Source organism: Rhodococcus sp. PAMC28707, from assembly GCF_004795915.1.
Classification (GTDB): Bacteria; Actinomycetota; Actinomycetes; order Mycobacteriales; family Mycobacteriaceae; genus Rhodococcoides.
In genome coordinates, this window is sequence record NZ_CP039253.1 from 994,722 (window position 1) to 1,020,525 (window position 25,804).

A 25,804-nucleotide genomic window follows, 5' to 3' on the forward strand; every position below is an offset into this window, starting at 1 on the left:
GCCGATGTGTCATCCACTGCCCCAAATTTCGAGGAACATACTCGAAGCCGGTTTTGCCGGGACGGATCGAGGACCTGAATCACGACAACATCCCAGTATCGGACGGTGCCCACCGACTCACCGCAGCGCTGCCCCGTGCACACATGTCCTGCAGTACCACCTCGCCCTCATCCCCGCTCGACAGTCGCGGGTCACCGAGAATCCCGTTGGGCGATACCGCCTTCGTACCCCCCGCACGCAGGCGCGGAAGCAAAGAATCGATAGCGTCGGTATTTCCTACCTCCGCACGAGACATGTCGACGACGTCGGGTGAAAGGTAGAGCAGCAGTGAAGTTTCGGTCCGGCCGGCGTGCGCGTCCGCGCCGGGAACGGCACAGGGCAGCCACGCGACATCGCGGCCCTCGTAACGTAGCAATCCGACGGCGGAGATCAGTGTCGAGACGTTTCCACCGTGACCGTTTACGAACACGACACGTGCGGCCCAACGACACGCCGAGCGTCCGTACTCGACCAGAACCGCGTGCAATGCGTCCGAACCGATGGATACGGTCCCGGAAAAACCCTCGTGCTCCCCACTTGCTCCATATGCGATAGCCGGAGCAAGAACAGTGCCGGGCAGCCGCATCGCGAGCGCCTCGGCGATGCGGGTGTCGGTGTCCAGCGGCAAGTGCGGTCCATGCTGCTCGAACGATCCGACGGGCACAACGACGGTCTGAGCGCCTTGCACTCGCGGCCACCCACCGATGCCTAGTCGCGACGACTCGGAGGCAGGTGGCGGCAGCATTCCGTGGATGTTATCGGATCGCGGGTAAGCACCTTCCATGACATCCACCGAGCCGAAGGCGCCGAATATTGGTCGGCTCCCGGTTCCAAGGTCTCGACACTGATCGCCTACGCGAAATCTCGAATCACCGGGGACAAGCCCGATGTGGGGACCAACGACACCGTGGATCTGTAACGGAATTGTGGGCTCGGTGTCAGCGGTGTGGTCACGTCGTTCCGATCCCATTCGCCGCCCGCTCACCTTCACGTATCGCCGAATCCAATCGGCGAGGTGTGATGGCGTCGCCGATACGTACGACCGAAAACCCTTCGTCCTTCAGCTCGTTCCACAGTGAATCGTCCGGTTTCTGATGGAGCGAGCACACGATCCAATCGAAGCGATGGTTCGCCGTCACGCCTGTGGGGTGATGGAGCAGCGAAATATCGAGGCCGGCGCGTAGCTGGACCGGGACGACATCGGTCAGGCAGGTGATCGACTGTTCGTGTGCGCGCCGCCGCCACCCTTCCATGTCCAGGGTGAGCCCGAGATCCTGCCCAACGACCATCCCCGGCGTGCATACCGTCACCTGACAGCCGCGCTCGGCCAGAAATTCGGCCGTCGACGTCGCTTGGTGGAAACTCAGTTCGTCGACGATCAGGACGCGACCTGACAGTGCCGCCGTGCCGTCGAGGACCTCACGGACGTCGACGACATGATCGTGGGTACCTGCCCACACCGGACGCACCGGGTTTGCCCCGGTCGCGATCACCACCGCGTTCGGATTCTGCGTCAGGACGAGCATTCTGTCGACCTCCACGCCCGTTCGGATTTTCACGCCGCGTGCACGGCATTCCGCTTCGAGAACATCGACGACTCCAGCGAATTCGACGCGATGCGGTGCCCGTCCAGCAGTCCGGACCTGTCCCCCGGTCTGTGGCTGGCGTTCGTACAACGTGACGTCGTGCCCTGCATGGGCAGCACTCGAGGCCGCCTGCAGTCCCGCCGGACCACCTCCGATGATCAGGACTCGCCGTCTTGACGCGGGCAACGGCGGCACGGCTAGAAATTCTCTTCCGGCGCTAGGGTTTACGACGCATCCCAGTGCGGCGTTCATCCCGACGCGTCCGATGCAGTCCTGATTGCAGGAAAGGCAGGTGTGGATTTCTCGGGCACGGCCTTCACGGGCCTTGTTCGCGAACTCAGGGTCCGCAATGTTGCCGCGCACGATGCCGACCAGATCGCACACCCCGTCGGCAAGAGCTTGCTCGGCCATCTCCGGCGTGGTGAATCGTCCGACCCCGATCACCGGCAACGACACCCGCTCTCGGATAGCGCTGGGCACGAAGTTCGCGTAACCATGGGGCGTCGCCATCGATGCCTCGATCAGGTGGAGCGTCGAGGTCGCTACGCCGATTGCGGTGTTGATGTAATCGATAGAACCGGTTCGTTCGAGCAGAACGGCGGTGTCCACGGCTTCGTCCAGACGGATGCCCCCCTCGATGTATTCCTGCCCGCTCAACCTCACGCCCAGGATCATCTCGGGCCCCAGAGCGGCGCGGACTGCCGAGAGAACCTCTACCAGGAATCTCGCTCGCCCTTCGAGGTTCCCTCCGTATTCATCGGTGCGGTGGTTCGTAGTACGCGCCAAAAACATTCGGATCAACGAGGACTGTGAACATTGCAGCTCCACGCCGTCGAATCCGCCGTCCCTGCAATGCTCGGCGACGCGCACGTATGCGTCTACCAACTCGCCGATCTCGACCCGGTCGAGGGAATGTGGTACCTCTCGAAAGAGCGGATCGGGGATAGCGCTGGGTGCGAGGACTGCGCGCCCCGAATACATTCCTGACGACTGTCCACCATTGTGGTTGACCTGCGCCAGAACGAGGGCTCCGTGCGCGTGTACGGCGTCGGTGATCGCTCGATATCCAGGTATCACCGCCGGGCGATATCCTTGAATCATCTTCTCGTACGGCTGATCCGACGGGTGGGTGGACTGTTCCTCGACGATGATCAGTCCAGCCCCGCCTGCGGCGCGAGCTGCGTAATAGGCGGCGTGGCGATCCGTCGGGAGGCCGTTCTCGGCGAAGTTGGTCAGATGCGCGGAAAAGACAACTCGGTTCCGCAGCGTCGCCGGACCGACGTCGAGAGGGGCGAACAGCCGCGGATAGTTCATCGGACAGACACCGTGGACTTCTGCACTCCGGCGTCGTATCCGTCTCGAATGGCCTCGGCAGCAGAACGAGGCGCGAGGCAGTCCCCTATCCTCATTCGCCTCGGACCGTGCAAGGAATCCTCAGCAGAGCGATGCGAGCAGTCCACTACCACTGCGCATTCGATCAGTCGTCGCTGCCCGGTGTGGACGTCTTCGATCTCGGCGCCGTCATGGCCGACCCGCAGAATTTTTGACAGTAGATGACGCTGGACGCCCGCGCGCTGCAACCGAACGTTGGCCGGAGCGAGGTCACCTGTCAAGGAAAGGTGTCGGCCGATGGTCTGATCGACGGTCACCACGGAAACGTCTATACCGGCCTTTGCAAAACGCTCTGCCAGTGCGACAGCCACGGGACCACCGACCGGATCCCACACGACAACGGGTCCCTCGTCGAGCGCTGCACCGCCCAGAACAGCTCCGGAATCGAGGTAGTGCACGCTTGAAGCCACCTCGAACGATCGTGGACTCGGCACACTGCCGGTAGCGAGGACGACATCCTTTTCTGCCTCTAGATCGCTGGGTCCGATATCGACCCCGGTCACGATATCGACCCCGAGATGGACGCACTCGGCCGCGAGCCAATCGGTCAACGCCTCCCCGATTCTCATGAGCGAAAACAAGCCCCCCAGCACGGGTTTACGCTCGTACAAGGTGACCGTCCGACCCCGCAAGGCCAACACCCGCGCTGCCTCGAGACCAGCGGGGCCACCACCCACCACCAGGACCTTGCCTGCACCGTCCGGCTCCGGGTCATCGCCTGCTCGTCCGATGCACGCCACGGTCGGGTTACGCGGATCACGAACCAGACAACTCTGATTGCACAGAATGCACGGCCGCGGGCTCGCACCGGCTCGCGACTTCGATACCAGATCGGGATCGGCAATCAACGCTCGTGTCATCTCGATGATGTCCGCAACACCTTCGGAGAGTGCGGCATCAGCCATCGCCGTGTCGACGATGCTGCCTTGCAGCACAACGGGAACCATACCGTCGACGGAGTCCGATACCGATCGGCACAGGTCCAGGTTGAACCCAGGCCCGGTGTGGAAGTCCGGGCGATAGGAGGACATGTCCATCGCCCCGCCTCGAACGACGGTAAGCAGATCGAGTTCCGGCGCGATCTCGCGGGCGATGTCGGCACCGATCTCGGGAGTGATCCCCGCCCACGGCGCTCCCTCGTCACAGCTCAGCCGCAGCGCAAGGATGCGATCCGGCCCGAGCTCGGCCCGCACTGCAGCAACCACGTTCCGTAAGAACAGCATTCGGTCGGTGCCGTATTCGTCTTCTCGAAGATTGGTCAGGCCGGAGAGGAACTGCCGTATCAGGCTCGATGGACCTGCATCGAGTTCGACGCCGTCGACGTCGGCAGCGGCGGCAACGCGAGTAGCGGCAGCGAACCCGTCCACCGCGGCACGGATGTGTTCCGGTTCCATCGCCATCGGCAACTCACGGGAAGCCACGTCTGCGACGTGCGAGGGCCCCCACAGTGCCTCCCGCGAGTACGCGGTCGAACCTTGGGATCCAGTGTGCGTCAGGCCTACCAGAACGAGCGTTCCGTTCGGTCTGCAGGCATCGACGACAGCACTCCAACCGGGCCCGCACTCCGATGCCAGTGGCGCTCGCTCGTACGGCCAGTCCGACCGATGCACCGACGCATTCTCGGTGACGATGATCCCGGCACCCGCCCTACGGCGGTAGTACTCCACCAGTGCCGGCGAGAAAGCCCGGCCGTCAGCAAGATTGGTTTCGTGCGGGCCGAACATCACGCGACTGGCAGCCGACCGTCCACCGAGGACGGTCGGCTCCGTCAGCAGAGTCACCTCTCTACTCTGCACCAAGCTTCCGGTCGAATCCCAACGGCATGACGACGTCCGACGCAGTCAGGTCGTGGACGGAGGAGTGTCCGAGTCCGAGAACAGCGGAGTCGACGCCTCCCCGCAAAATATCGAGAACGTTCTCCACGCCGGCCTGACCGTTCGCTGAAAGACCCCACAGGTACGCCCGGCCGATCATGACCGCACGAGCACCGAGTGCCAATGCTTTGACGACGTCACTTCCGCGACGGATGCCGCCGTCGAGAGTGATCTCGATCTGGTCGCCCACTGCCTCGGCGATCGCAGGCAGCGCGCGGATCGGCGCGGGAGTGCCATCGAGATTGTTGCCACCATGGTTGGACACCGAGATGGCGGTGACTCCGGCGTCGACTGCCTTCTTGGCGTCATCGACACGCATGACTCCCTTGAGCATGAACGGCCCGCCCCACTGCTCACGCAGCCAAGCGACGTCCTCCCAGGTCGGCAACGGGGTACCCATCCACTCGCCGTATGCACCGAAGAATGTGGGCGCAGCACCCCCGGGCGGGGTCAGGTTCGGCGTCGACAGGTCGGGAATCTTTCCTGTTTTCGCGAACTCCCACAACCATTTCGGACGCGTGATGCCTTCGGGAGCGAACTGCCACATCGCCTTGAGGTCCATCTTTTCCGGGATCGACGGACTGCCCCAGTCGCGCCCGTTCGAGAAAGACCAGTCCAGTGTCATGATCAGTCCGACCGCACCGGCCGCACGTGCCCGCTCCATGCGCTGAAGCAGCACCTCCCGTGAGCCGACCCAATACATCTGGAAGAACGTCTGCGGATTCACTGCCGCGACCTCTTCGATCGATTTGCTCGCAAAAGAGGACAACCCGACCGGGATTCCGCGAGCAGCTGCGGCACGGGCCACAGCGACCTCGCCTTCCGGGTGCACGGCCTGCACACCCGTCGGCGAGATCATGACCGGAAACGAGAGTGGTTGTCCCATCACCGTTGTCGACAGATCACGTTTGTCCGACAATCCGGCAACATGCGGCGCGAAGCCGAGCTCACCGAATGCCGCCGTGTTGTCGTCGACGGTGATGCCCCGCTCCGAGCCCGCCACCAGCGCGGCGTACACGGATTTCGGAAGACGTTTCTTGGCCCGCCGCTGCGCCTCGGCAACGGTCTCGAACCACTCACTCTTGGCCATAGCTATATGTTCCTATTCCATTCCTGCGAGAGGATTCTCGTCGCAGATCTTGGCCGGTGGACGCATCATCAATGTGAGCGGAACCGACGCTCTCGGTGTCTTACGCTGCCCGGTACGGGAGTGGTCGACGCTGGACTTGGGGATCTCCCCCGCCGCCGCCAACGCCATCTCGCCGTTGCCGATCACGCATTCGGGGTCAGGGCCGTCCATGGGGAGGCCGGTGAAGAACTTTGCTGCCATGCAGCCACCGCGGCACGAATCGAAATGTGCGCACTTGGTACATGCGCCGGAGGTTTGCGGGGACCGCAGTTCCTGGAACAATTCGGACGTCTGCCAGACAGTTTGGAAACCGCCCATAGCCGCAGATGTCGCTGTCGCGGGACGCGCATCGCGGACGATGTTTCCGGCGAGGAAGTTCTCGTGGATAGCGAACGGGCAGGCATAGACGTCGCCGATCGGATCGATCAAGCACACCACTCGCCCAGCACCGCACAGGTTCAAGCCTGGTAGCGCGTCACCGAAAGCCGAGAGGTGAAAGAACGAGTCTCCGGTCAATACGCCCTCGCCGTTCGCGACCAGCCAGTCGTACAGCTCTCGCTGCTGGCCGGCCGTGGGATGCAGGTCGTCCCACACATCGGCGCCACGGCCCGACGGGCGTAGGCGCGTGATGCGAAGTGTCGCACCGTATTTGTCCGCCAGCGCCTTGAAGGTGTCGAGCTGCGACACGTTATGGCGGGTGACGACTACAGAGATCTTCGCGTCCTTGAACCCCGCCTCCTGCAGGTTCTCGAGGGCGCGGATCGCCATGTCGAAGGATCCGGGTCCGCGAACTGCATCGTTGACCTCTGCAGTGGCACCGTCGATGGAAATCTGCACGTCGACGTAGTCGGATGCGGCCAGGCGGGCAGCGACCTTCTTGTCGATCTTGACGCCGTTGGTGGAGAACTTCACGCCGACCTGATGGGCCGTCGCGTAGTCCACGAGTTCCCAGAAATCGCTTCGAACCGTCGGCTCACCGCCACCGATGTTGACGTAGAAGACCTGCATCTTCTGCAACTCGTCGATGATCGACTTGCACTGCTCGGTCGAGAGCTCGTTGGGGTCACGCCGGCCGGATGAGGACAGGCAGTGAACGCAAGACAGGTTGCAGGCGTAGGTCAGTTCCCACGTCAGACAGATGGGTGCGTCGAGTCCGAGTTCGAACTGATCGACCAGTTTGCCGACCGCAGGCGGTGGCGCAGGCCTTTCAAGCATGGAGGTCATCGGGTTGTCCTCTTCGGTATGGGTGTGGCGAGACGATGGAAGGGGCTGCTTCCGTGGTGCCCGAGCTCGATGGTGAGAGTTCTCCGGCGAGGGTGTGTGATCAGGCGTCGATGCGGACGATCATGTGCGAACCGACCAGTGTCGCGAGGGCCCGCGTGTACTGGGGTACCGCCGACTCTGCGATTCCTGCAGCCGTGATTGCGGACCGCAGGTCAGAATGATCGGGTAGCGATTCGATGATCGTCACGATCGTCCGGTTCTTGAGAAACGAGAGTTTACGTGTCCCGAAGTGGTAGAGCAGCGCCCCGAACGACTCGGGACGCAGCGCCACCTGCGGGTGAAGAGCCCATCGAGCATCCAGGTCCAGTGCAGCTTCCTGGGACGACTTCACGGGTGCGGACATGTCAGTAGACGCCGCACATACCGTCGATGGAAACCTCTTCGACGAGGGATTCTTCGACGAGGTCGGTCTCGATCACTGCAGCGTTGACAACGTCGGTCTTCGAGTTCTGGGACATCGCGTACCTCCAGGTGAGAACATGTTGATCCGCCACATCCGGTGCTGGACATGACTTGACTCACTACAATAATGGCATCGAGTGCAGAATGACACCAATCGGAGAGAAAAAGTGGAAAGCCGTACGAAACTGTCCAGCCGGGTAGGTCGACGCCCATCCACAACGAGGGGTGAGATCAGCGACCTCGGCATCGAGCTCTTCGCTCGGAACGGATTCGACGAGACCAGCGTGGACGAGATCGCCGAAGCCGCCGGCATCGCGCGCCGCACGTTCTTTCGATATTTCCCATCCAAGAACGCCGTTCCGTGGGGGGACTTCGACGAACAACTCGGTGCACTTCGCAGCCTTCTTGCGGCACTTCCTCACGACATCTTGCTGGCCGACGGGATCCGCTCTGCGCTTCTACATTTCAACACTTTCCCCGAGGACGAACGTGCGGTCCATCGCCAACGCATGGAGTTGATTCTGCGAAATCCTGCACTCCAGGGTTACTCGATGCTCATGTACGAGGGCTGGCGGGGCGTCATCACCGAATACGTGGCGGCACGAACGGATTCGGACGCAAACGATCACTTTCCCCGAACGGTCGGCTGGCTGGTTCTCGGTGTGGCAATGTCTGCATACGAGCAGTGGCTCACCGATGAATCACTCGACCTCGCCGAGCTTCTGTCCGACGGCACCAGAACGCTGTATTCCGGTATTCCCAGCACTCCGACGCCTTCGAGCACTTACGCGAAAGAATCGACATGACCGAACTAGACGCCCTCGCGCCCAGTGTTCCCGGTTCGTGGACGCACGAAAATACGACCGTCGCGTTCACTCCGCAGGCAGCCCCCGGCCACATCGGTGTGACGCGCCACGGCCACGCAGTGGATGTCCGCCACGGTCTGAGCTCGAAGGACATCGGCGAAAGGCTCGTGCGGGAGATTACCGCACATGCAGTCGACGCCGAACTGTCTCAGCGGGAGTTCGAGCTGGTGATGGTCGGCCTCGTTCGATCGACAGTTGCCGATCCCGTCGAAGCGTGGACCACGTATTATCGAAATTCGCTCGACGAATTGCTGTCGGGAGTTGCGGATTTCGCATCCATTCACGAGCGCGCAGAATCCTTGGTGATCGGTTCGGTTCTGGATCTGGGTTCGTGTTTCGGATTCTTTCCACTCCGCCTTGCATTGAGCGGACATACCGTGACGGCGACCGATCTGTCGGCCGGCACCATGCGCCTACTCGACACAGTCGCGCCGCACCTCGGCGTAACCATCGAGACACTGATCAGTGACGCAGCCGATGTCCCACTCGCGGACAACAGCGTCGACACGGTGACGGCCTTGCACCTCCTCGAGCACGTGGACGCAGATACCGGCACACGGATCATCGAAGAGGCCTTACGCATCGCACGGACGAGAGTGGTCATCGCTGTACCTTTCGAAGACGAGGCCACCGCCTGCCATGGCCACGTCCGTACCTTCGACGCGGCAGCCTTGATCGAACTGGGACGATCTACCGATACCGACTTCGACGTTGCCGAATTCCACGGCGGGTGGCTGGTTCTGAACAAAGCACCCGTTTTGCTTCCGGTATGAGCCGAAGCACCGCACCGAAACCTCAGATCAGCCCTTGCTTGCTCGCGGCATAGACCGCCTCGGCTCGACGGCTGACACCGAGTTTGCGCATCAGGTTGCTGACGTGAAATTTGACCGTCGTCGCCGAGATGAACAGCTTGGTGCCGATACTGTTGTTGGACAGTCCAGTTGCCAGCAGACGCAGAACCTCGAGTTCACGATCGGTCAGCCTCCCGACGCTCGAGCCTTGCCCGTTGAGAGATCGAACGACTGCAGACGCACTCCGGGAATCGAACGCACTCTCACCTCGTGACACCGCGCGGATGGCACGAACGAGCTCGGTCGTGTCGACATCTTTGACAACGTATCCTCGTGCGCCGGCGTGCACTGCCTCCACGACCAGTCGGTCGTCGAGGAAGGTGGTCAACACCAGGAGACCGATGCCGGGGTGGGCGCCCGACAGCTGCGCACACAGCGCGAGGCCCTCGTAGTCCGAACTCGCCGACAGTTTGAGGTCCATCAGCACGATGTCCGGATCGACCTGATCCACCACCGCCAGACCTTCACTCCTCGACGACGCTTCCCCGACGATGGTCAGATCCGGTTCACGTTCCAATACGGACCTGAGGCCGTCGCGCAGAATCGCGTGATCGTCGACCAGCACGATACGAACGACGTCGGTATGTACGGTCACGGGTTGCTCACTCTCTCGTACGGAATACGCGCAGATACGCGCACACCGCCGATTCGGGCCCTACGGATTTCGAGTGCTCCACCGTGCTCACGCGCCCTCGCTGCCATGTTTGCCAGGCCGCGGTGTCTGCCGTCGACGTCGTTGTTCTCCGCCATCCGAAGCATCAGACGCAGATGCGCGGGATCGCCGTGTCCGTCATCTGCGACGGACAGTTGCACATGATCTTCATGGTAGGCCAAACGCAGCGTCGCCCGCGTCGCACCAGCGTGGACGGCTGTGTTGAACAACGCCTCTCCCGCGATGCGCAGTAGTCCGTGCTCGCACTCGCTACTGAGTTCGAGGGGGGTACCTTCTATCCGCAACGAGACCCGCAGTTCGTCCGGCATGCGCACGATCGAGAGTTGTTCGAGCATCTCCGGCAGCGAGGTGCGATCGGCGTCCTGCGCGTGGTTGAGCGCATAGATCGCCGACCGCAGTTGCTCGACGGCACGTCGGGTCAACTCCTTCGCCAGATCGAGTCGCTCTCTACGCTCGTCAGCTGGAATATCGTTGCGGCACAATTCGATTTGCATCCCGGCCGACAGAACTGCCTGCGTCACACTGTCATGTAGTTCTCGGGCAATACGATGACGCTCGTCATCGAGAACCTGATGGCGATGAGCTGCGCCCAGTTCGCGTTGCGTCGCTTCGAGTTCGGCGTTGCGGATCGCCAGATCGGCTGCTGTCCGGTGCGCTTCGGCGTAGGCACTCTCGGCGCGCTCGAGGAGGACTCTTCGGCTCTGGTACAGCGCCGAGTTCTGCAGGGCAACAGCAGTTTGACTCGCCAGAATGCTCAATACGGCCGAGTCGGTCGCGTCGAGTACGCGGTTGTCGGGTGTCCATGCGGCAAAAGCGCCGACGACGCCACCGTCGAGCGCGATGGGGACGAATGCGTGATGGGCCGCGATGACGGGGTCACGCCCGTCGCCGATCGTCGCGAGCCTGATCGACTCCAGGCACTCTACGACGTCCTCGGGCAGCGGTGGGCCTGCCACGTTGTCGACGAGAAACGGGGTGGCGTCAGGGCCGAGAACGAGTCGCCGCGGGCCGGCGTCGCCCAACGCTCCGTCGGCGAGTGCGAAGACAACCCATTGCGCGCTCAGATGTGCCCTGGCGGCCTCGGCGACGGCACAGATGAGAGTTTCCGGGCCGTCGACAGTGCGCACGAGCGCGCGAGAGATCAGTTCCAGTGCGTGGACCACCCGCTCCAGTCGCTCTGCCGCACCACGATACTGCGGATAGAACGTGTTCTTGCCTGACCTCAGGCCCGTCAGTAGCGAGAGATCGGGCTGCGGTGCCGTCACAGCGCTGCCCTGAACAGTTCAGCCATCTCATGATGGGTGGCCGGGCGCGGGTTGGTCGACATACATGCATCGCGTAGGGCGTTGGTTGCGAGCACGTCGATATCGTGCTCGCTCACCCCGATGTCGCCGAGGCCTTTGGGAACTCCGACTTGCCGCGCCAATCGCTCGACTCGCGCTGCTACCGCCAAGGCGGCCTCCTCCGCAGGACCGCGGGCCTCGTCCAGTCCGAGGCTTGTTGCGATCGCCACATATGGAAGGGGATCCGCCTCGGCGTTGAACCTGATGACGTGTGGGAGAAGGACTCCATTGATGACCCCGTGCGGGAGGTCCAGTAGCCCACCGACTTGGTGACTCATCGCATGTGTCGCTCCGAGGATGGCATTGGTGAACGCCAGTCCCGCTTCGAGACTCGCCTGTGCCATCGACGTACGGGCCACGATGTCCGACGGAACGTCCATCGTGCGAGCGAGATGCGAGGTGACCATGGTGACCGCCCGCAGCGCGTGATGATCAGTGAGTTGATTGTGACCGAGCGAGACGAAAGCCTCGATTCCGTGCGTCAACGCATCCAAACCTGTTGCTGCGTTGAGCCATTCAGGCATCGTGGTCAACAGACGAGGATCGATGACGGTGATGTCCGGAACCAATGCACGGCCGAGGATGGTGATCTTTCTCGACCGTGCGGTATCGGTGACGATACAGAACTGCGAGACGTCGGCCCCGGTACCCGACGTCGTGGGGACCATCACGAGCGGCGGGATCGGGCGGGTAGCTCGATCCACTCCCTCGTAGTCGAGTATCGATCCACCGTTGCCCGCGAGAACTGCAATTCCTTTGGCCGCATCCATGACCGAACCACCCCCGATGGCCACCAGGACGTCACATTCGGACTCCTGATACGAGGCGTGTCCTGCTTCGATCTCGACGTCCTTGGGATTCGGCGTCAGAGCGCTCCAGGTAGTCGGTTCGAGGCCCTGGTCTTCGAGTAATTGGATCAGCTGGGAAACCCAGCCTGTCTCGATGAGCCCGGCGTCGGTGACCACCATCGGTCGCCTTGCACCCAAGCGCCGCGCCGAATGTGCAACTTCACCCAACGAATCCTGACCGAACACGATCTCGGGCGCATGAAACTTGAGGACTCTGGGTGTTTCCACCGAACTGCGATGTGAATGCAGATCGTGCAGCGCCTGGCCTGTCGCTGCCGCTTCGATCATCGGTACTCGCCTCTGCAATGCCTGTCGTAGCCGTGTTCGGATCGTATGTGATGCACGTTACAACCATACGAGTCGAAGAGCATCATCCCCACGGTCGCGAGGAGGGGTCGTGACCTGCCCGATCGGGTAGGTGACGGGGTTTCGTCGGTCAGGAGAGCGCATGTCCCAACTCTGCAGCCTGAGCAGTCAGCTGCTGACCGTCACGGGCGACGACCACGTGATCGCAGATCCGCTCGTACTCTCCCATCGAGCAAGAGGCTTGATCCCAGTAGCGTCGTGATTCCGGAGTGATCCACGCCAACCGGTGCACCTTCGAACGGATCTTCTCGAGTTCGTCGATCCCCGGTGGTCGGCCGTTGCACCGGCCGTCTCCAACAATGATGACAGCGGTGCGCTTGTTCAGAACATCGCCGTACGCGTCGAGTAGATTCGCGAAGGTCTTCCCGTAATCACTGCTCGCTTCGAGATCGAGACGCTCGTCGGCCAACACTGCTGCCAATGCACCATCGCCGGTGCTACCCAGCAGTGTGGTTGTCACATCTACCGGCGAATCGACGAAGCCCATCACTGTGCACCGGTGGGCCCTCCTGTGCATGGCTTGCGCGAGCCGCAGCGTGAACGCTGTGATCGGCCGGACCGATAGCGACACATCTGCCAAAACCAACAGCCGGACCTTGTCCGCTACCGGTGTTCTGGTCACCAAGTGAAACGGGATGCCATCGGTCCCCAGACTCGCTCGAACCGTACGGCGCATATCGAGGGGCCCACGCGAATGTTCCCGCGGCCTCGGACGTGGCTTGCCTCGCATCCGGCGCAGCACCTCGTGGCTTGCCCGATCGATCTCGGCGTGACGCTCGGTGGCACGATCAGCGGCGTCCGACGGGTCCGGTGTGGACAGGGTTCCGGTCAGCTCGGCGAGCGCAGCTACGAATGCTTCGACAGCATCGGTGATTCGGTCGAGTTGCGCTGCCGACAACGGCCCCGAATCGGTACCGTCGCCGTAGACACTGCGCGGGTCGTAGGCATCGAACCACGCCAGAATGCTCGCCGGATCGTCCCAGCTGAGCGTCCCCGCCACGGCACCGCTGGTACTCGACGCCAACTCCCCCGCGGCAGTCGATCCAGAGCGTTCGAGGTCGACGGTGTACGTCACACCCCTTCTGCCCATGTCACCGTCGGTGTCGACGGAAAGGTCGTGATCCTCGGAGGACAGGCTGATGTCGTCATCGTCCTTGTGCGGATTGAACCCCTTGTCCGCTTCCGGGGCATCGAGGAGATCACCGATCTCCACTGCTCGCTCGTTGTACTCCGCGTACTTCGCCGCTTCCTGATCCGCGCCGACGTCGAGATCACTCGGCAAGCCGCCGGCCACCTGCGCACCCAACGCTTGCCGGACAGACTCCATCGCGGATTCTCCGGCAACGAGGAACAGAGAATCGAACGCCCGATCGAAACCATCCTGCTCGTGCGCATACTTTGCGCACGTAGCGCGAAGAGCCGCACGAAGAACCGTGAGGTCGCGGGCTCCGATCAGACCGAGAACGCGTCGAACTTCGATCACTTCGGCCGGAGAGGAGGCGACTCCGTTGACTCGCAACGTACGTCCGAACACCGCCGACAGCACATCCAACACGATCGACGGTGAAAATGTCGGTGCACCAGTCATTTTCGTATCCCGATGCCGCCCTTTTCGCGGCCACCATGGCCACGGAATGCGGAGGCGGTGGTATTCATCGGTGCTCCGAGTGAGCTTTCGGCAACCGTGAGCTTGTCCGGCACAGCCCCTGCAAGCGCCAGTTTCATATCGGAGGAATATTTGACGAGAGCGGCAAGCAGGTACTTCTTGGTTTCTTCGGTATGACCCAGAACGGCTGCTATCCGAGCTGCGTCGATCACCTCGGAGATGGAGGGGCTCTTCCGCAACGGGAGTTCGCGCAGCTCGGCTGCCAATGCCACGACGTCGGCGGCAACCTTCACCGGCACTTCGGGAGCGCGGGCCGTCACGATCTCCCGCTCTCGCTGCGGCGTCGGGTAGTCGAGATGAAAGTGCAAGCAGCGACGCTTGAGTGCAGAGGAAAGTTCGCGAGTATCGTTGGAGGTCAATATGACCCATGGGTCACTACGGGCGGTGAATGTGCCTACTTCGGGAATGGTGACCTGTTTTTCGGCCAGAACTTCGAGCAGTAGCGCTTCCATGGATTCTTCGGTGCGGTCGACCTCGTCGACAAGAAGTACCACCGGTTCCTCGGACAGCACGGACTCGAGCAACGGACGAACGGCGAGGAAGGCCTCGGAATACAGACCGAAGTCTCTGGCTGCCAGCAACTTAGATGCTTCGTCGATGTCGGCGATGTGTTCGGTCAGCGCGCCGATATGCTCCCGCAGCATCTGCACGTGCAGGAGCTGCTTGGCATAATCCCATTCGTACAGGGCTCGGTTGTCATCGAGGCCCTCGTAGCACTGAAGCCGTACGAGCTTGCGCCCACTGGCCGCCGCGAGCGACTTCGCCAATTCTGTCTTCCCCACGCCCGCTGGGCCTTCCAGCAGCAATGGACGATCCAAGGCGGTCGCCAGATGAACTACGGTGGCGAGATCGTCATCGGCAATATAGTTCTGTTCGCCCAATGCTCGTTGCAGGTCCGTCGCGTCGACGAATCGCACGGTCCCCTCGTCGTTGTGCCCCTCGTCGTTGGGCCCCTCGTCGTTGTGCACTGTCGACAACCTTGTCATTGGTGTCCTTTTCGTAGGTGTGTGGCCCGAACGACCGCGTTCCTGCCGGCGTGGTCGGGTGCACGAGGGTGCACCCGACCAGGCCGAAAGCACGTCGGTGACTGCCGACTAGTAGGACTCGTTGATGGCGTGTGAGATGACCGGGAGCATGGACTCGACGGTGACTTCCCGAGGATTGCCCGGTGTGCACCAATCGTCCTGGACGTGCTCGGAGATCTTGAGTACCGACTTCTCGTCGCCCTTGATCACGTCGCCCTTGCCTGCGTATTTGCCGGTGTTCATCCGGTTCTTGCCGTAGGTTGCCGATCGGATGGAGCCGAAGTTGTCAGGGATACCGACATCCTTGGCGAGTCGAATCGCGGCCTCGACAGCGGCATCGGCGGCCTGAACGGTGGTCATGTTCTTGGTGTCGACGCCCATCGCTACGGCAATCTCGGCGTAGCGCTTGTAGCGAGAGGGCAGGTTGTACTCCCACACCCGCGGCAGGGCGATGGCGTTGTTCAGTCCATGCGCACTGTCGTAGAAGGCGCTGATGGCATGCGAGATGGAGTGAATAACGCCCAGGCCGCCGGAGTTGAACGCCTGAGTCGCAATGTACTGGGCGTTCATCATGCCCTCACGAGCTTTCAGATTGCCCGGGTCGTACACGGCCTCGCGAAGATGCTTGGACACCAGGCCGATCGAGTAGATGGCATTGCCCAGTGAGGGCGCGAAGTCCAGACGCGACACGTACGGCTCGGCGCCGTGGGCGAGGACGTCGAATCCGCAGAATGCCGTCCACTGTTGCGGGCAGGTGTAGTACAGGAGCGGATCATCGAGTGCCAGAGTCGGAGTCGATGCCTCGTCGAAGGCAAGCCACTTGTGCGGCTTGTCCATGTTGGAGGTATCGGTGATCACGTAGGCCCAGGAAGTCTCCGAACCGGTTCCGGCCGTGGTGGATACGGCGATATGCGGCGGGTTCTGCTTGTTGGTGGACTTGGAGAATCCCTCGAACTCGTTGATGTTTCGGCCGTCATGAGCGACGACGACGCGGATACCTTTGGCTGCGTCGTGGCTCGAGCCGCCACCTACCGAGATGACGCTGTCGCACTTTTCCTTCTGGTACAGAGCGGCACCGTCCATGACGTTGTAGTCCTTGGGGTTGCTCTCGATCTTGTCGTAGAGAACAACCTCGACGCCCTGGTATTCGATCTTGCCGATCAGTTCCTCGATGATGCCGGATCCGCGAAGCCCGGTGGTGACGAGCAATGCGCGCTTGAATCCGAGTTCTTTGGCCTCGACACCGAGCATGTCGTGGGCACCGACTCCTAGCTTGGCGCGGGGCAGAGGGTGGAACTCCTTGATCGGAAACTCCCAGATCTGGTTGAGCTCGATTGCCATCGGTGTCTCCTCGGTGTGTTTGGATTGCGTGGATGCCGGCTGTGATCGACGTCTCACTGATGGCAACTCTGTCGGCCCGGAGGCACTCTGTGAACAGCTACCGACGCGAACCCTGCCTTCGCCGAAGGTGAACTATCCGATCGGATAGGTAGGGGTGCTGCACGGCCGATCAGGAGAGAGGGGAAAATCGACAGAAAGGAGACGAGATGGCTAAACTAGAACACGTTACAATTGATCGAAAGGACACCACCGAATGACGACAGTCGACGTGCCCCACGGCTCCAGATCCGTACTGCTCACGGTGGCGGATGTAATCGAAGAATCAGCCGATGCGCGGTCGATCGTCTTCGATATCCCCGAAGACGCCAAGGACAAATTCACCTACAAGCCCGGGCAGTTCCTCACCCTGCGTATTCCGAGCGACCGGACCGGCTCGGTCGCTCGGTGCTACTCCTTGGCAAGCTCACCCCACCGCGACGCCCGTCCCAAGGTGACGATCAAGCGCACGTCCGACGGTTACGGATCCAACTGGGTATGCGACAACGTGAAGACCGGCGATACCATCGAGGTGCTTCCGCCGTCGGGACGGTTCACCCCGGCAGATCTGGACGAGAACTTCCTGCTGTTCGGCGCAGGATCGGGAATCACGCCGGTGATCTCGATTTTGAAGTCCGCGCTGGGAGAGGGCACCGGGAAGGTATTTCTCTTCTACGCTAATCGTGATGGGGACTCGGTCATCTTTGCCGAAGAACTTCGTGCTCTCGCAACCGAATATCCCCGCCGACTCGTCGTCTTGCACTGGCTCGAATCACTGCAGGGCCTTCCGACGGTCGATCAACTCGCAACATTCGCCGCACCGTTCCGCGAGTACCGCGCGTTTATGTGTGGACCCGCGCCCTTCATGGATGCGGTGCACAAGGCACTCTCCTCGGGCGGATTCCCTCGCGATAACGTGCACAGCGAGGTGTTCCTGTCCCTTGCCGGGGACCCGTTCACCGATGCCCCCGAGATCGAACTGACCGACGACGACACTGCTTCGGCTGCCACCGTCGAGGTCGAACTCGATGGCGAAACCCACACACTCTCGTGGCCGCGGAAACAGACACTCGTGGACGTGATGTTGGCTGGCGGACTAGACGTCCCGTACTCCTGCAGAGAGGGCGAATGCGGATCCTGCGCATGCACCCTCTCCGCCGGCGAAGTGACGATGGACAACTGCGAAGTCCTCGACGACGAAGACATAGCCGAGGGCATGATCCTCGGCTGCCAAGCTCACCCGGTCAGCGATCACCTGAAGATCGAGTTCTGACCAGCGGACAATCTCCAGGGCTCAGCGAACACCGTGATCGGTTGTGACGCCGACGCTGCCGAATAAGCAGACACCGAGGTTCGCGTGACCGTGGTGTCCGGGTCGTGTGCGAACGGACCGGAGACGATGACGTTGGTGAAGCCGGCAGCCTCCAGCACCTCGACTGCGGTGGGAGCGGTGTCCCCGGTGACGTCGGGCACTGTCACGGGTGTCGTTGCCGCAGCCGCCAGCGATGCACCCCCGACCGACAAGGCTCCTGCCGCTACGACGACTGCAATGACTTTCCTTATAGAGTGACGCATCTGGACTCCTTGTGAGGCGAAAGCGATTACCCCACAAGGTTGATCTCGAATCCTGGCTATCTGCCTCGACGAAGCTGGGAAGTTGCGGTGAGTTGTCAGGACCCGTCGATCGGACTGCGGCCGACGACGCCATCGCGACAAGGTAGATCAGTCCGACTAACCAGAATGCGACACCGACCGGCAGTGGACGCGGCATCCGGCCGCGAGAGGTAATGGCAATGCACGTGGTCGACGTCGACCACGTGGGTCCATTCTTCCCTTTCGACGGTAATACGTTGCTTCAACTAATGATATTGCGCCTTGTCTCCACACCCGCTACCGCAAGCGCGTACAGAGTCCTACCGATCTGTCATGCGATCACTTGCAGATCGACTGGTTGCTCAACAGTCGGCCTTCGCGGTGCGCAAGCGCACTGACCGGCAGCTCTCCTCGCCGATCGCTGAGGAAGACCGTCAGCTGACTCGACCCGGTTGACAAGCGACCCGTAGAGTCGCTCCGCCGAAGCGTCTGCCGCGCAACGGCCTCTGCGCTGTCGAACAGGCGCACGTTGTCCGGCAACAGAGAAGTGATCTCGTTCGACACCAACGGATAGTGAGTACAACCGAGAACGACGGCATCGACATCTGCCGGCGTGGCAGCGACCGCAATTCGGATCGCCGCCGAGATCGCCGCCGCGTCGCCCCGGTCGATGGAATCCGCGAGACCGTGGCACGCGACCGAAGTGACGGACCGACCCGTCGCGAACTCCTCGATCAAGCGCGCTTGATACGCACTGGCCGTCGTTGCAGCCGTTGCCCAGACCGCGATCCGATCACTTGCTGCCGCAGCGGGCTTGATCGCTGGGACAGTGCCGATCACCGGAATCGCGTCACCGAGGTGGCGACGGACATGCGCCAAGGCCGTCACACTCGCGGTGTTGCACGGCAACACGATCACCTCGGCTCCCGATGACACAGCGCGATCGGCAGCATTCACCACGCGATCGATCACCCACCCATCAGGTTTCGGGCCCCATGGGGCCCCGTCGGGATCCATCAGCAGAATCAGATCGAGATCGGGACGCAGCTCTCTCAAGCGTGCAGCCGTCGGCAGCAAGCCGAGCCCCGAGTCGATCAATCCGACCATCACTGGGTGTGTCAGCCCAGTGCCTGCTCGAGATCGCCGATCAGATCAGCGGCGTCTTCGATACCTACCGACAAGCGAACGAGATTGTCGGGAACCTCGAGCAGCGACCCTGCCGTCGACGCATGAGTCATCGCTCCGGGGTGTTCGATGAGTGATTCCACACCACCGAGGGACTCCGCGAGGGTGAAGATCTCGGTGCGAGCACAGAAGTCGAGCGCTGCCTGCTGACCGCCGCCGAGCAGCACCGAAATCATGCCGCCGAAGCGTCGCATCTGCTTTGCCGCGACCTGATGCGAAGGGTGTTCCGGCAATCCGGGGTAGATGACCTGTGAGATCGCCGGATGACTGTTCAGCATCTCGACGAGCTTTTCGGCATTGTCGCTGTGACGCTCCATTCGCAACGCGAGCGTCTTGATGCCGCGCAGAGTCAAAAATGCGTCGAACGGTCCTGGAACTCCACCGGCCCCGTTCTGCAGAAACGCGAAGGCCGCGTCGAGCTCTTCGTCATCGGTGATCAGTGCCCCGCCGACGACGTCGGAGTGTCCGCCGATGTATTTCGTCGTCGAATGCAGCACGACGTCTGCACCGAGTGAAAGTGGCTGCTGCAAGTAGGGCGAGGCGAAAGTATTGTCCACGACCAACTTCGCGTTCGAGCCGTGAGCGACCTCCGCGAGTGCCTCGATGTCGCCGATGTTGAGCAGCGGGTTGGTAGGTGTCTCGACCCACACCAGCTTGGTATTCGGCCGAATCGCCTGACGAACGGCATCGACATCGGACACTGCCGCGACGGAGTACTCGATACCCCACTGGGTGAAAACCTTGTCGATCAGGCGGAAGGTGCCGCCGTAAGCGTCATTCGGAATGACGAGGTGGTCGCCGGGTCGCAGGGCCGCACGAAGGAGGCAATCCGTGGCCGCCATGCCCGAGGAGAAGGCTCGGCCGTAGGTGCCGGATTCGATCGCGGCAAGGTTGGCTTCGAGCGGCCGACGCGTTGGGTTTCCGGTGCGGGCGTACTCGAACCCACTGCGCATGCCGCCGACGCCGTCCTGAGCGAACGTCGAGCTGGCATAGATCGGCACGTTGACCGCACCGGTCAACGGATCGGGCTCGTACCCCGCGTGCACCGCCTTGGTGGAAAACCCCTGCTTATCACCCTGGGTCGTTCCGCTGGCTCCACTCCCGGACGTGCTGTCTGCCTTGCTGCGCTGCTCACTCATGGCTTCCAGACTAATAGGTGCAGGAAATGGGTAGCCTGCGGGAGACTCAGCCGCACGAAATTTTCGGCGGCAACACTCATCCACGCCAGCGGAGAACACCGCCGGAAGAAACGAGGCACACCGTGGCCGACTCGACACCCCACAGCTCGCAGAGCGTCGAAGAATTGTTCGCGCTCGATTCTCTCTTGGACTCCGAAGAACGTCAGATTCGCGAGACGGTCCGCAAGTTGGGCAACGAGCGCGTCCGCCCGCACTTGGCGCAATGGTACGAGGCGGGCACTGTCCCCGCTCGCGAGCTTGCGAAGGAACTGGGCTCACTCGGCCTGCTCGGTATGCACTTGGAGGGTTACGGCTGCGCTGGAACCTCAGCGACGGCATACGGATTGGCCTGTATGGAACTCGAAGCAATGGACTCCGGGATTCGCAGCCTCGTCTCTGTGCAAGGTTCGCTGGCGATGTTCGCGATCTGGAAGTTCGGCTCCGAGGAGCAGAAGCAGCAGTGGCTCCCGTCGATGGCCGAGGGGTCGAGCATCGGATGCTTCGGGTTGACCGAGGCGGACTTCGGCTCGAACCCCAGCGGCATGAGGACCAGAGCGAAAAAGGACGGTAGCGACTGGATCCTCAACGGCAGCAAGATGTGGATCACCAACGGCCCGATCGCCGATGTCGCAGTCGTCTGGGCACAGACCGATGACAAAATTCGCGGCTTCGTCGTACCGACGGACACTCCGGGCTTCACCGCGAATACCGTGAAGAACAAATTGTCGCTTCGCGCGTCCATCACCGGTGAACTCGTGCTCGAGGACGTCAGGCTTCCCCACGACGCGATGCTCCCCGAGGCCCGCGGGCTCAGCGGCCCGCTCGGGTGCCTCAACGAGGCACGCTTCGGCATCATTTTCGGTGCCATGGGAGCGGCCCGCGATTGCATGGAATCGGCGATCGAGTATGCCCAGACCCGAGAGGTGTTCGACAAGCCCCTGGCCGCCTACCAGCTGACCCAGGCAAAGCTTGCGAACATGGCCCTCGAGCTCGGCAAGGGTCAACTCCTCGCACTCCACCTCGGGCGCCTGAAGGACAAGGGCGAACTGCGCGGTGAGCAAGTATCGGTCGGCAAACTCAACAATGTGCGGGAGGCGATCAAGATCGCCCGTGAATGTCGAACAATTCTGGGCGCCAACGGAATCACGCTGGAGTACCCGGTGCTACGGCACGCCAACAACCTCGAGTCCGTCCTCACCTACGAGGGCACGTCCGAGGTACATCAGTTGGTGGTGGGCCAAGCGCTGACCGGGTCGAGCGCGGTCCGATAGGCGCTCGGGGCACGTGAGTGGAATTTGCGCCCGAGGCGGGAAATTCCACTCACGTGGGGCTATGCGCCCTTGCTGAGGAATCCGAGAAGATCGTGGCGGGTGATGACGCCGACCGGCTTGCCTTCTTCGACGACCATGAGGGCATCGGTCTCCCCCAGCGCCTTCGTCGCGTCGGATACGTGCTCGCCTGCTCCGATGAGCGGGAACGGCTCGCTCATATGCTTGGCCACGGGATCGGCGAGTGCCGCGCGTCCTTCGAAGACTGCACTGAGCAGATCACGTTCGGTGACGCTTCCTGCAACCTCTCCTGCCATGACGGGCGGCTCGGCGCCGACGACGGGCATCTGCGAGACGCCGTATTCACGGAGAATTTCGATGGCGTCGCGGACCGTCTCGGACGGATGCGTGTGCACCAGCGCCGGTAGCGCACCGGATTTGCCCCGCAGGACGTCGCCGACCGACGGTTCATCGGTATTACCGTCGAGACGTGAGCGCAGAAATCCGTACGAGGACATCCAGTCGTCGTTGAAGATCTTCGCCAGGTAACCGCGGCCACCGTCGGGTAAGAGCACGACGACGAGCGCATCGGGGCCTTCACGCTCGGCAACCTTGATCGCAGCTACCGCTGCCATGCCGCAGGATCCGCCGACCAGCAGTCCTTCTTCCCGGGCCAAACGTCGTGTCATGTCGAACGAGTCCGCATCCGATACCGCGATGATTTCGTCGGGGATCGACGGGTCGTACGCGGTCGGCCAGAAGTCCTCGCCGACGCCCTCGACGAGGTACGGACGGCCGGTACCGCCTGAGTAGACCGACCCTTCAGGGTCGACGCCAACGACCTTGACCTTGCCGCCGGACATCTCCTTGAGGTACTTACCTGTTCCGGAGATGGTGCCGCCGGTACCGACTCCCGCAACGAAGTGGGTGATCTTGCCGTCTGTATCGGCCCAGATCTCGGGGCCGGTGGTCTCGTAATGGCTCTGAGGGCCTGCTGGGTTGGCGTACTGATTCGGCTTCCAGGCTCCGTCGATTTCCCGCACGAGACGGTCGGAAACGCTGTAGTAGCTGTTCGGATCCTCCGGTGCGACGGCAGTCGGGCAGACCACGACCTCGGCGCCGTACGCACGAAGCACGTTGCGCTTGTCCTCCCCGACCTTGTCGGGGCAGACGAAGACACACTTGTAACCCCGCTGCTGAGCTACCAGAGCCAACCCGACCCCGGTGTTACCGGAGGTGGGCTCGACGATCGTCCCACCGGGCTTCAGCTCTCCTGCAGCTTCGGCGGCGTCGATCATCTTGATCGCGATGCGGTCCTTGGACGAGCCACCGGGGTTGAGGTATTCGATCTTGGCAGCGACCGTCCCTGCGTTGTCGCCGACAACGGAGGACAGCTTGACCAACGGAGTGTTGCCGATGAGTTCGGTGACGTGCTGAGCAATGCGCATTCCTACATCTTCCCAGACGCCACCGCGGGCGGCTTCTCGGTACCGCCGAGGCACGTGTGGTTCGTTGCATACGATGGACGGCATGGCGCAGAAAGAAAAGGACCTCGAGTGCCGGTGAATCGATGGCAAACGGCCGCCAAAGCAGGTGCCGCAACCGTATTGGCAGGCTCCTCCGCCGGCACTGCCTCCTGGGCTGCGTACAAAGCCCTGATGTCCCAGGCGAGTTCCGCGCGAGGAGTCATCGGGAGGACCGTGACCAAACCTCCCGAAGCCGACGGCGTCTACACCGCGGGATCACCGACCCCGCAGCGCTGGCGGCCCGGAATTTCGGCCGATATCCACCTGATGGTCTTCGGTGACTCCACTGCTGCAGGCGTCGGGTGCGTCGTCGCGGAGGAGGTTCCCGGTGTCCTCGTGGCGCGCGGACTGGCCGAGGAGACGGACAAGCGAATAAGGCTGAGTACCAAAGCACTTGCGGGTGCAACATCGAAAGGTCTCGAAGGTCAGGTCGACGCGATGTTCGTTGCCGGTCCTGCGCCCGACGCCGTTGTCATTCTCATCGGCGCCAACGATGTCACCAAGAAATTCTCGATCAGCGCCTCGGCCACACGACTCGGTGACGCGGTGGGTCGCCTGACTGCGCAGGGAACTGTGGTGGTGGTCGGAACGTGCCCCGACCTCGGAGTGGTCACAGCCATTCCGCAACCGCTGCGCACCGTCGTGCGGAACTGGGGCCTCCGACTCGCACGCGCACAGTCAGCGGCTACCTTGTCCGCCGGCGGTCACCCGGTTGCCTTGGCGGATTTACTCGCACCAGAGTTCCTTGCGGCGCCGGAGACCATGTTCTCGGCCGATCGGTTCCATCCGTCGGCGGCGGGTTACGAACTTGCGGCACGTCAGTTGCTTCCTGTCCTGGCGGCCGCGCTCGGCGAATGGCGCGGCGGGCCACTACCCCAGCTGCCCGATGTATCCGCGGCAGTGGAGTCTCGCAGGTTCGGGCCTCGGGCAACCGCGTCGATCGAAAGGTTTCTGCGCCGTCGAGGTGCCGAAATAGAGGCACAGAACGGCTAGCGATATGTTCGAAGCATCCAATGCCTGCTTGCGCAATTCCCGCAGTCAGCAGCCAACAAAGGAGATTTCATGCCAGAGGCAGTAATCGTCAGTACCGCTCGTTCACCTATCGGCCGCGCGATGAAGGGATCGCTCAAGGACATTCGTTCCGATGACTTGACCGTGCAGATGGTGGCCGCAGCACTCGCCAAGGTTCCCGAGCTCGACCCGACCGACATCGATGACCTACTCCTCGGCTGTGGCCTTCCCGGCGGAATGCAGGGCAACAACCTCGCGCGGATCGTCGCTGTTCTTCTCGGTTACGACTCGCTGCCCGGTACGACCATCACCCGCTATTGTTCTTCTTCGCTGCAGACCACTCGCATGGCCATGCACGCGATCAAGGCCGGCGAAGGAGATGTCTTCATCTCTGCAGGCGTCGAGAGTGTTTCGAGCTTCGTTCACGGCAACTCCGATTCGCTTCCGCAGAGCCACAACCCGCTCTTCGCCGATGCCGAGGCACGGACCAAGAAGGCGCAGGAAGAGGGCGCAGACAGCTGGACCGATCCCCGCGAGAACGGCAACCTTCCCGACGCGTACATCGCGATGGGGCAGACCGCCGAGAACGTTGCCCTCGTCACCGGCATCAGCCGCGAGGACCAGGATCACTGGGGCGTGCGAAGCCAGAATCGTGCCGAAGAAGCCATTGCCAGCGGATTCTTCGAGCGTGAAATCACCCCGGTCACGCTGCCGGACGGCACCGTCGTCTCGACGGACGACGGCCCGCGTGCAGGGACGACCTACGAGAAGATCAGTCAGCTCAAGCCGGTCTTCCGTCCGAATGGAACCATAACCGCAGGCAATGCTTGCCCGCTCAATGATGGTGCGGCCGCACTGGTGATCATGAGTGATACGAAGGCAAAGGCACTCGGTCTGACGCCGCTCGCGCGCATCGTCTCCACGGGTGTCACCGGTACCTCGCCCGAGATCATGGGTCTCGGCCCGATCGAAGCCACCCGCAAGGCGCTCTCGATCGCCGGAATGTCGATCTCGGACATCGACCTCTTCGAGATCAACGAGGCGTTCGCGGTCCAGGTTCTCGGATCTGCTCGTGATCTCGGCATCGATCACGACAAGCTCAACATCTCCGGTGGCGCTATCGCCATCGGACACCCCTTCGGGATGACCGGTGCTCGTATCACCACAACACTGCTGAACAACCTGAAGACCCAGGACAAGACATTCGGCGTCGAGACCATGTGTGTCGGCGGCGGCATGGGCATGGCAATGGTTCTGGAACGCCTCAGCTGATCGGGACGTCTCTGCTTGCCCCTGACATGAGAACGGCCCCGCACTCCATC

The 25,804-nt window shown here is 62.2% G+C and carries 24 protein-coding genes; 7 read left to right on the top strand and 17 right to left on the bottom strand.

The features are described from left to right. Window positions 1-79: 79 nt before the first annotated feature. Window positions 80-784 (bottom strand): mycofactocin biosynthesis peptidyl-dipeptidase MftE, encoded by a 705-nt coding sequence (mftE, locus tag E5720_RS04355; protein ID WP_136169611.1) that lies wholly within the window; start codon window positions 782-784, stop codon window positions 80-82. Between the two features lie 3 nt (window positions 785-787). On the opposite strand from mftE, the gene E5720_RS04360 reads away from it, so the two are divergent. Further along, window positions 788-958 (top strand): pyridoxamine 5'-phosphate oxidase family protein, encoded by a 171-nt coding sequence (locus tag E5720_RS04360; protein WP_247596163.1) that lies wholly within the window; start codon window positions 788-790, stop codon window positions 956-958. A gap of 31 nt (window positions 959-989) precedes the next feature. On the opposite strand, the gene E5720_RS04365 is transcribed toward E5720_RS04360, so the two are convergent. From E5720_RS04365 to mftA, 6 genes are all read right to left on the bottom strand, one after another. Then, complete coding sequence (locus tag E5720_RS04365; RefSeq protein ID WP_136169612.1) at window positions 990-2,939, bottom strand: mycofactocin system FadH/OYE family oxidoreductase 2; 1,950 nt, start codon at window positions 2,937-2,939, stop codon at window positions 990-992. Beyond that, window positions 2,936-4,741: a mycofactocin system FadH/OYE family oxidoreductase 1 gene (locus E5720_RS04370; protein WP_247596288.1), complete on the bottom strand. Its 1,806-nt coding sequence runs from the start codon at window positions 4,739-4,741 to the stop codon at window positions 2,936-2,938. Before E5720_RS04370 ends, E5720_RS04365 begins: the two co-directional genes overlap by 4 nt. Before the next feature lie 61 nt (window positions 4,742-4,802). Then, window positions 4,803-5,981 (bottom strand): pre-mycofactocin synthase MftD, encoded by a 1,179-nt coding sequence (mftD, locus tag E5720_RS04375; protein ID WP_136169614.1) that lies wholly within the window; start codon window positions 5,979-5,981, stop codon window positions 4,803-4,805. A gap of 12 nt (window positions 5,982-5,993) precedes the next feature. Continuing rightward, window positions 5,994-7,244: a mycofactocin radical SAM maturase gene (mftC, locus tag E5720_RS04380; RefSeq protein ID WP_136169615.1), complete on the bottom strand. Its 1,251-nt coding sequence runs from the start codon at window positions 7,242-7,244 to the stop codon at window positions 5,994-5,996. A 100-nt stretch (window positions 7,245-7,344) separates the two neighbouring features. Continuing rightward, the gene (gene mftB / locus E5720_RS04385; protein WP_084348020.1) at window positions 7,345-7,647 is read right to left on the bottom strand and encodes a mycofactocin biosynthesis chaperone MftB; all 303 of its coding nucleotides are present in this window, start codon (window positions 7,645-7,647) and stop codon (window positions 7,345-7,347) included. A 1-nt stretch (window position 7,648) separates the two neighbouring features. Further along, window positions 7,649-7,762, bottom strand: coding sequence for a mycofactocin precursor MftA (mftA, locus tag E5720_RS04390; protein ID WP_084348019.1), 114 nt, complete (start codon window positions 7,760-7,762; stop codon window positions 7,649-7,651). Between the two features lie 111 nt (window positions 7,763-7,873). Between mftA and mftR the strand changes: the two genes are divergently transcribed. Further along, window positions 7,874-8,512, top strand: coding sequence for a mycofactocin system transcriptional regulator (gene mftR, locus E5720_RS04395; protein ID WP_136169616.1), 639 nt, complete (start codon window positions 7,874-7,876; stop codon window positions 8,510-8,512). After that, window positions 8,509-9,345 (top strand): mycofactocin oligosaccharide methyltransferase MftM, encoded by an 837-nt coding sequence (gene mftM, locus E5720_RS04400; RefSeq protein ID WP_136169617.1) that lies wholly within the window; start codon window positions 8,509-8,511, stop codon window positions 9,343-9,345. Before mftR ends, mftM begins: the two co-directional genes overlap by 4 nt. A gap of 22 nt (window positions 9,346-9,367) precedes the next feature. Here mftM and E5720_RS04405 read toward each other — a convergent pair whose 3' ends face one another. From E5720_RS04405 to mdo, 6 genes are all read right to left on the bottom strand, one after another. Further along, a complete protein-coding gene (locus tag E5720_RS04405; RefSeq protein ID WP_136169618.1) occupies window positions 9,368-10,018 on the bottom strand; it encodes a response regulator transcription factor in 651 nt (216 codons plus the stop codon). After that, window positions 10,015-11,361 carry a histidine kinase gene (locus tag E5720_RS04410; protein ID WP_136169619.1) on the bottom strand — a complete coding sequence of 449 codons (1,347 nt, stop codon included), beginning with the start codon at window positions 11,359-11,361 and terminating at the stop codon, window positions 10,015-10,017. The genes E5720_RS04405 and E5720_RS04410 overlap by 4 nt, the downstream gene beginning before the upstream one ends. Then, on the bottom strand, window positions 11,358-12,575 hold the full coding sequence (locus tag E5720_RS04415; RefSeq protein ID WP_136169620.1) for an iron-containing alcohol dehydrogenase: 1,218 nt from the start codon (window positions 12,573-12,575) through the stop codon (window positions 11,358-11,360). Before E5720_RS04415 ends, E5720_RS04410 begins: the two co-directional genes overlap by 4 nt. Window positions 12,576-12,723: 148 nt before the next feature. Beyond that, complete coding sequence (locus tag E5720_RS04420) at window positions 12,724-14,241, bottom strand: VWA domain-containing protein (protein ID WP_136169621.1); 1,518 nt, start codon at window positions 14,239-14,241, stop codon at window positions 12,724-12,726. Next, window positions 14,238-15,305, bottom strand: a complete 1,068-nt coding sequence (locus E5720_RS04425; RefSeq protein WP_136169622.1) for a MoxR family ATPase — start codon at window positions 15,303-15,305, stop codon at window positions 14,238-14,240. The genes E5720_RS04420 and E5720_RS04425 overlap by 4 nt, the downstream gene beginning before the upstream one ends. Before the next feature lie 108 nt (window positions 15,306-15,413). Continuing rightward, entirely contained in the window at window positions 15,414-16,685 is a 1,272-nt protein-coding gene (gene mdo / locus E5720_RS04430; protein ID WP_084348011.1) for an NDMA-dependent methanol dehydrogenase, read from the bottom strand. A 253-nt stretch (window positions 16,686-16,938) separates the two neighbouring features. On the opposite strand from mdo, the gene E5720_RS04435 reads away from it, so the two are divergent. Then, window positions 16,939-17,994, top strand: coding sequence for a ferredoxin--NADP reductase (locus E5720_RS04435; RefSeq protein ID WP_136169623.1), 1,056 nt, complete (start codon window positions 16,939-16,941; stop codon window positions 17,992-17,994). Here the strand turns inward: E5720_RS04435 and E5720_RS04440 are convergent. From E5720_RS04440 to E5720_RS04450, 3 genes are all read right to left on the bottom strand, one after another. Then, entirely contained in the window at window positions 17,973-18,296 is a 324-nt protein-coding gene (locus E5720_RS04440) for a PASTA domain-containing protein (RefSeq protein WP_136169624.1), read from the bottom strand. The genes E5720_RS04435 and E5720_RS04440 overlap by 22 nt on opposite strands. A 357-nt stretch (window positions 18,297-18,653) precedes the next feature. Further along, window positions 18,654-19,424, bottom strand: coding sequence for an aspartate/glutamate racemase family protein (locus E5720_RS04445; protein WP_136169625.1), 771 nt, complete (start codon window positions 19,422-19,424; stop codon window positions 18,654-18,656). Window positions 19,425-19,432: 8 nt separating this feature from the next. Further along, entirely contained in the window at window positions 19,433-20,638 is a 1,206-nt protein-coding gene (locus E5720_RS04450) for a cystathionine gamma-synthase (protein WP_136169626.1), read from the bottom strand. 122 nt (window positions 20,639-20,760) lie between these two features. Here E5720_RS04450 and E5720_RS04455 point away from each other — a divergent pair, with 122 nt between their 5' ends. After that, window positions 20,761-21,948 (top strand): acyl-CoA dehydrogenase family protein, encoded by a 1,188-nt coding sequence (locus E5720_RS04455; RefSeq protein ID WP_247596164.1) that lies wholly within the window; start codon window positions 20,761-20,763, stop codon window positions 21,946-21,948. Between the two features lie 59 nt (window positions 21,949-22,007). Here E5720_RS04455 and E5720_RS04460 read toward each other — a convergent pair whose 3' ends face one another. Next, entirely contained in the window at window positions 22,008-23,393 is a 1,386-nt protein-coding gene (locus tag E5720_RS04460) for a cystathionine beta-synthase (protein ID WP_136169628.1), read from the bottom strand. Window positions 23,394-23,501: 108 nt separating this feature from the next. Here E5720_RS04460 and E5720_RS04465 point away from each other — a divergent pair, with 108 nt between their 5' ends. Both E5720_RS04465 and E5720_RS04470 read left to right on the top strand, forming a co-directional pair. After that, the gene (locus E5720_RS04465; RefSeq protein ID WP_136169629.1) at window positions 23,502-24,464 is read left to right on the top strand and encodes an SGNH/GDSL hydrolase family protein; all 963 of its coding nucleotides are present in this window, start codon (window positions 23,502-23,504) and stop codon (window positions 24,462-24,464) included. Between the two features lie 69 nt (window positions 24,465-24,533). Beyond that, window positions 24,534-25,754, top strand: a complete 1,221-nt coding sequence (locus E5720_RS04470) for an acetyl-CoA C-acetyltransferase (RefSeq protein WP_136169630.1) — start codon at window positions 24,534-24,536, stop codon at window positions 25,752-25,754. Window positions 25,755-25,804: the final 50 nt, after the last annotated feature.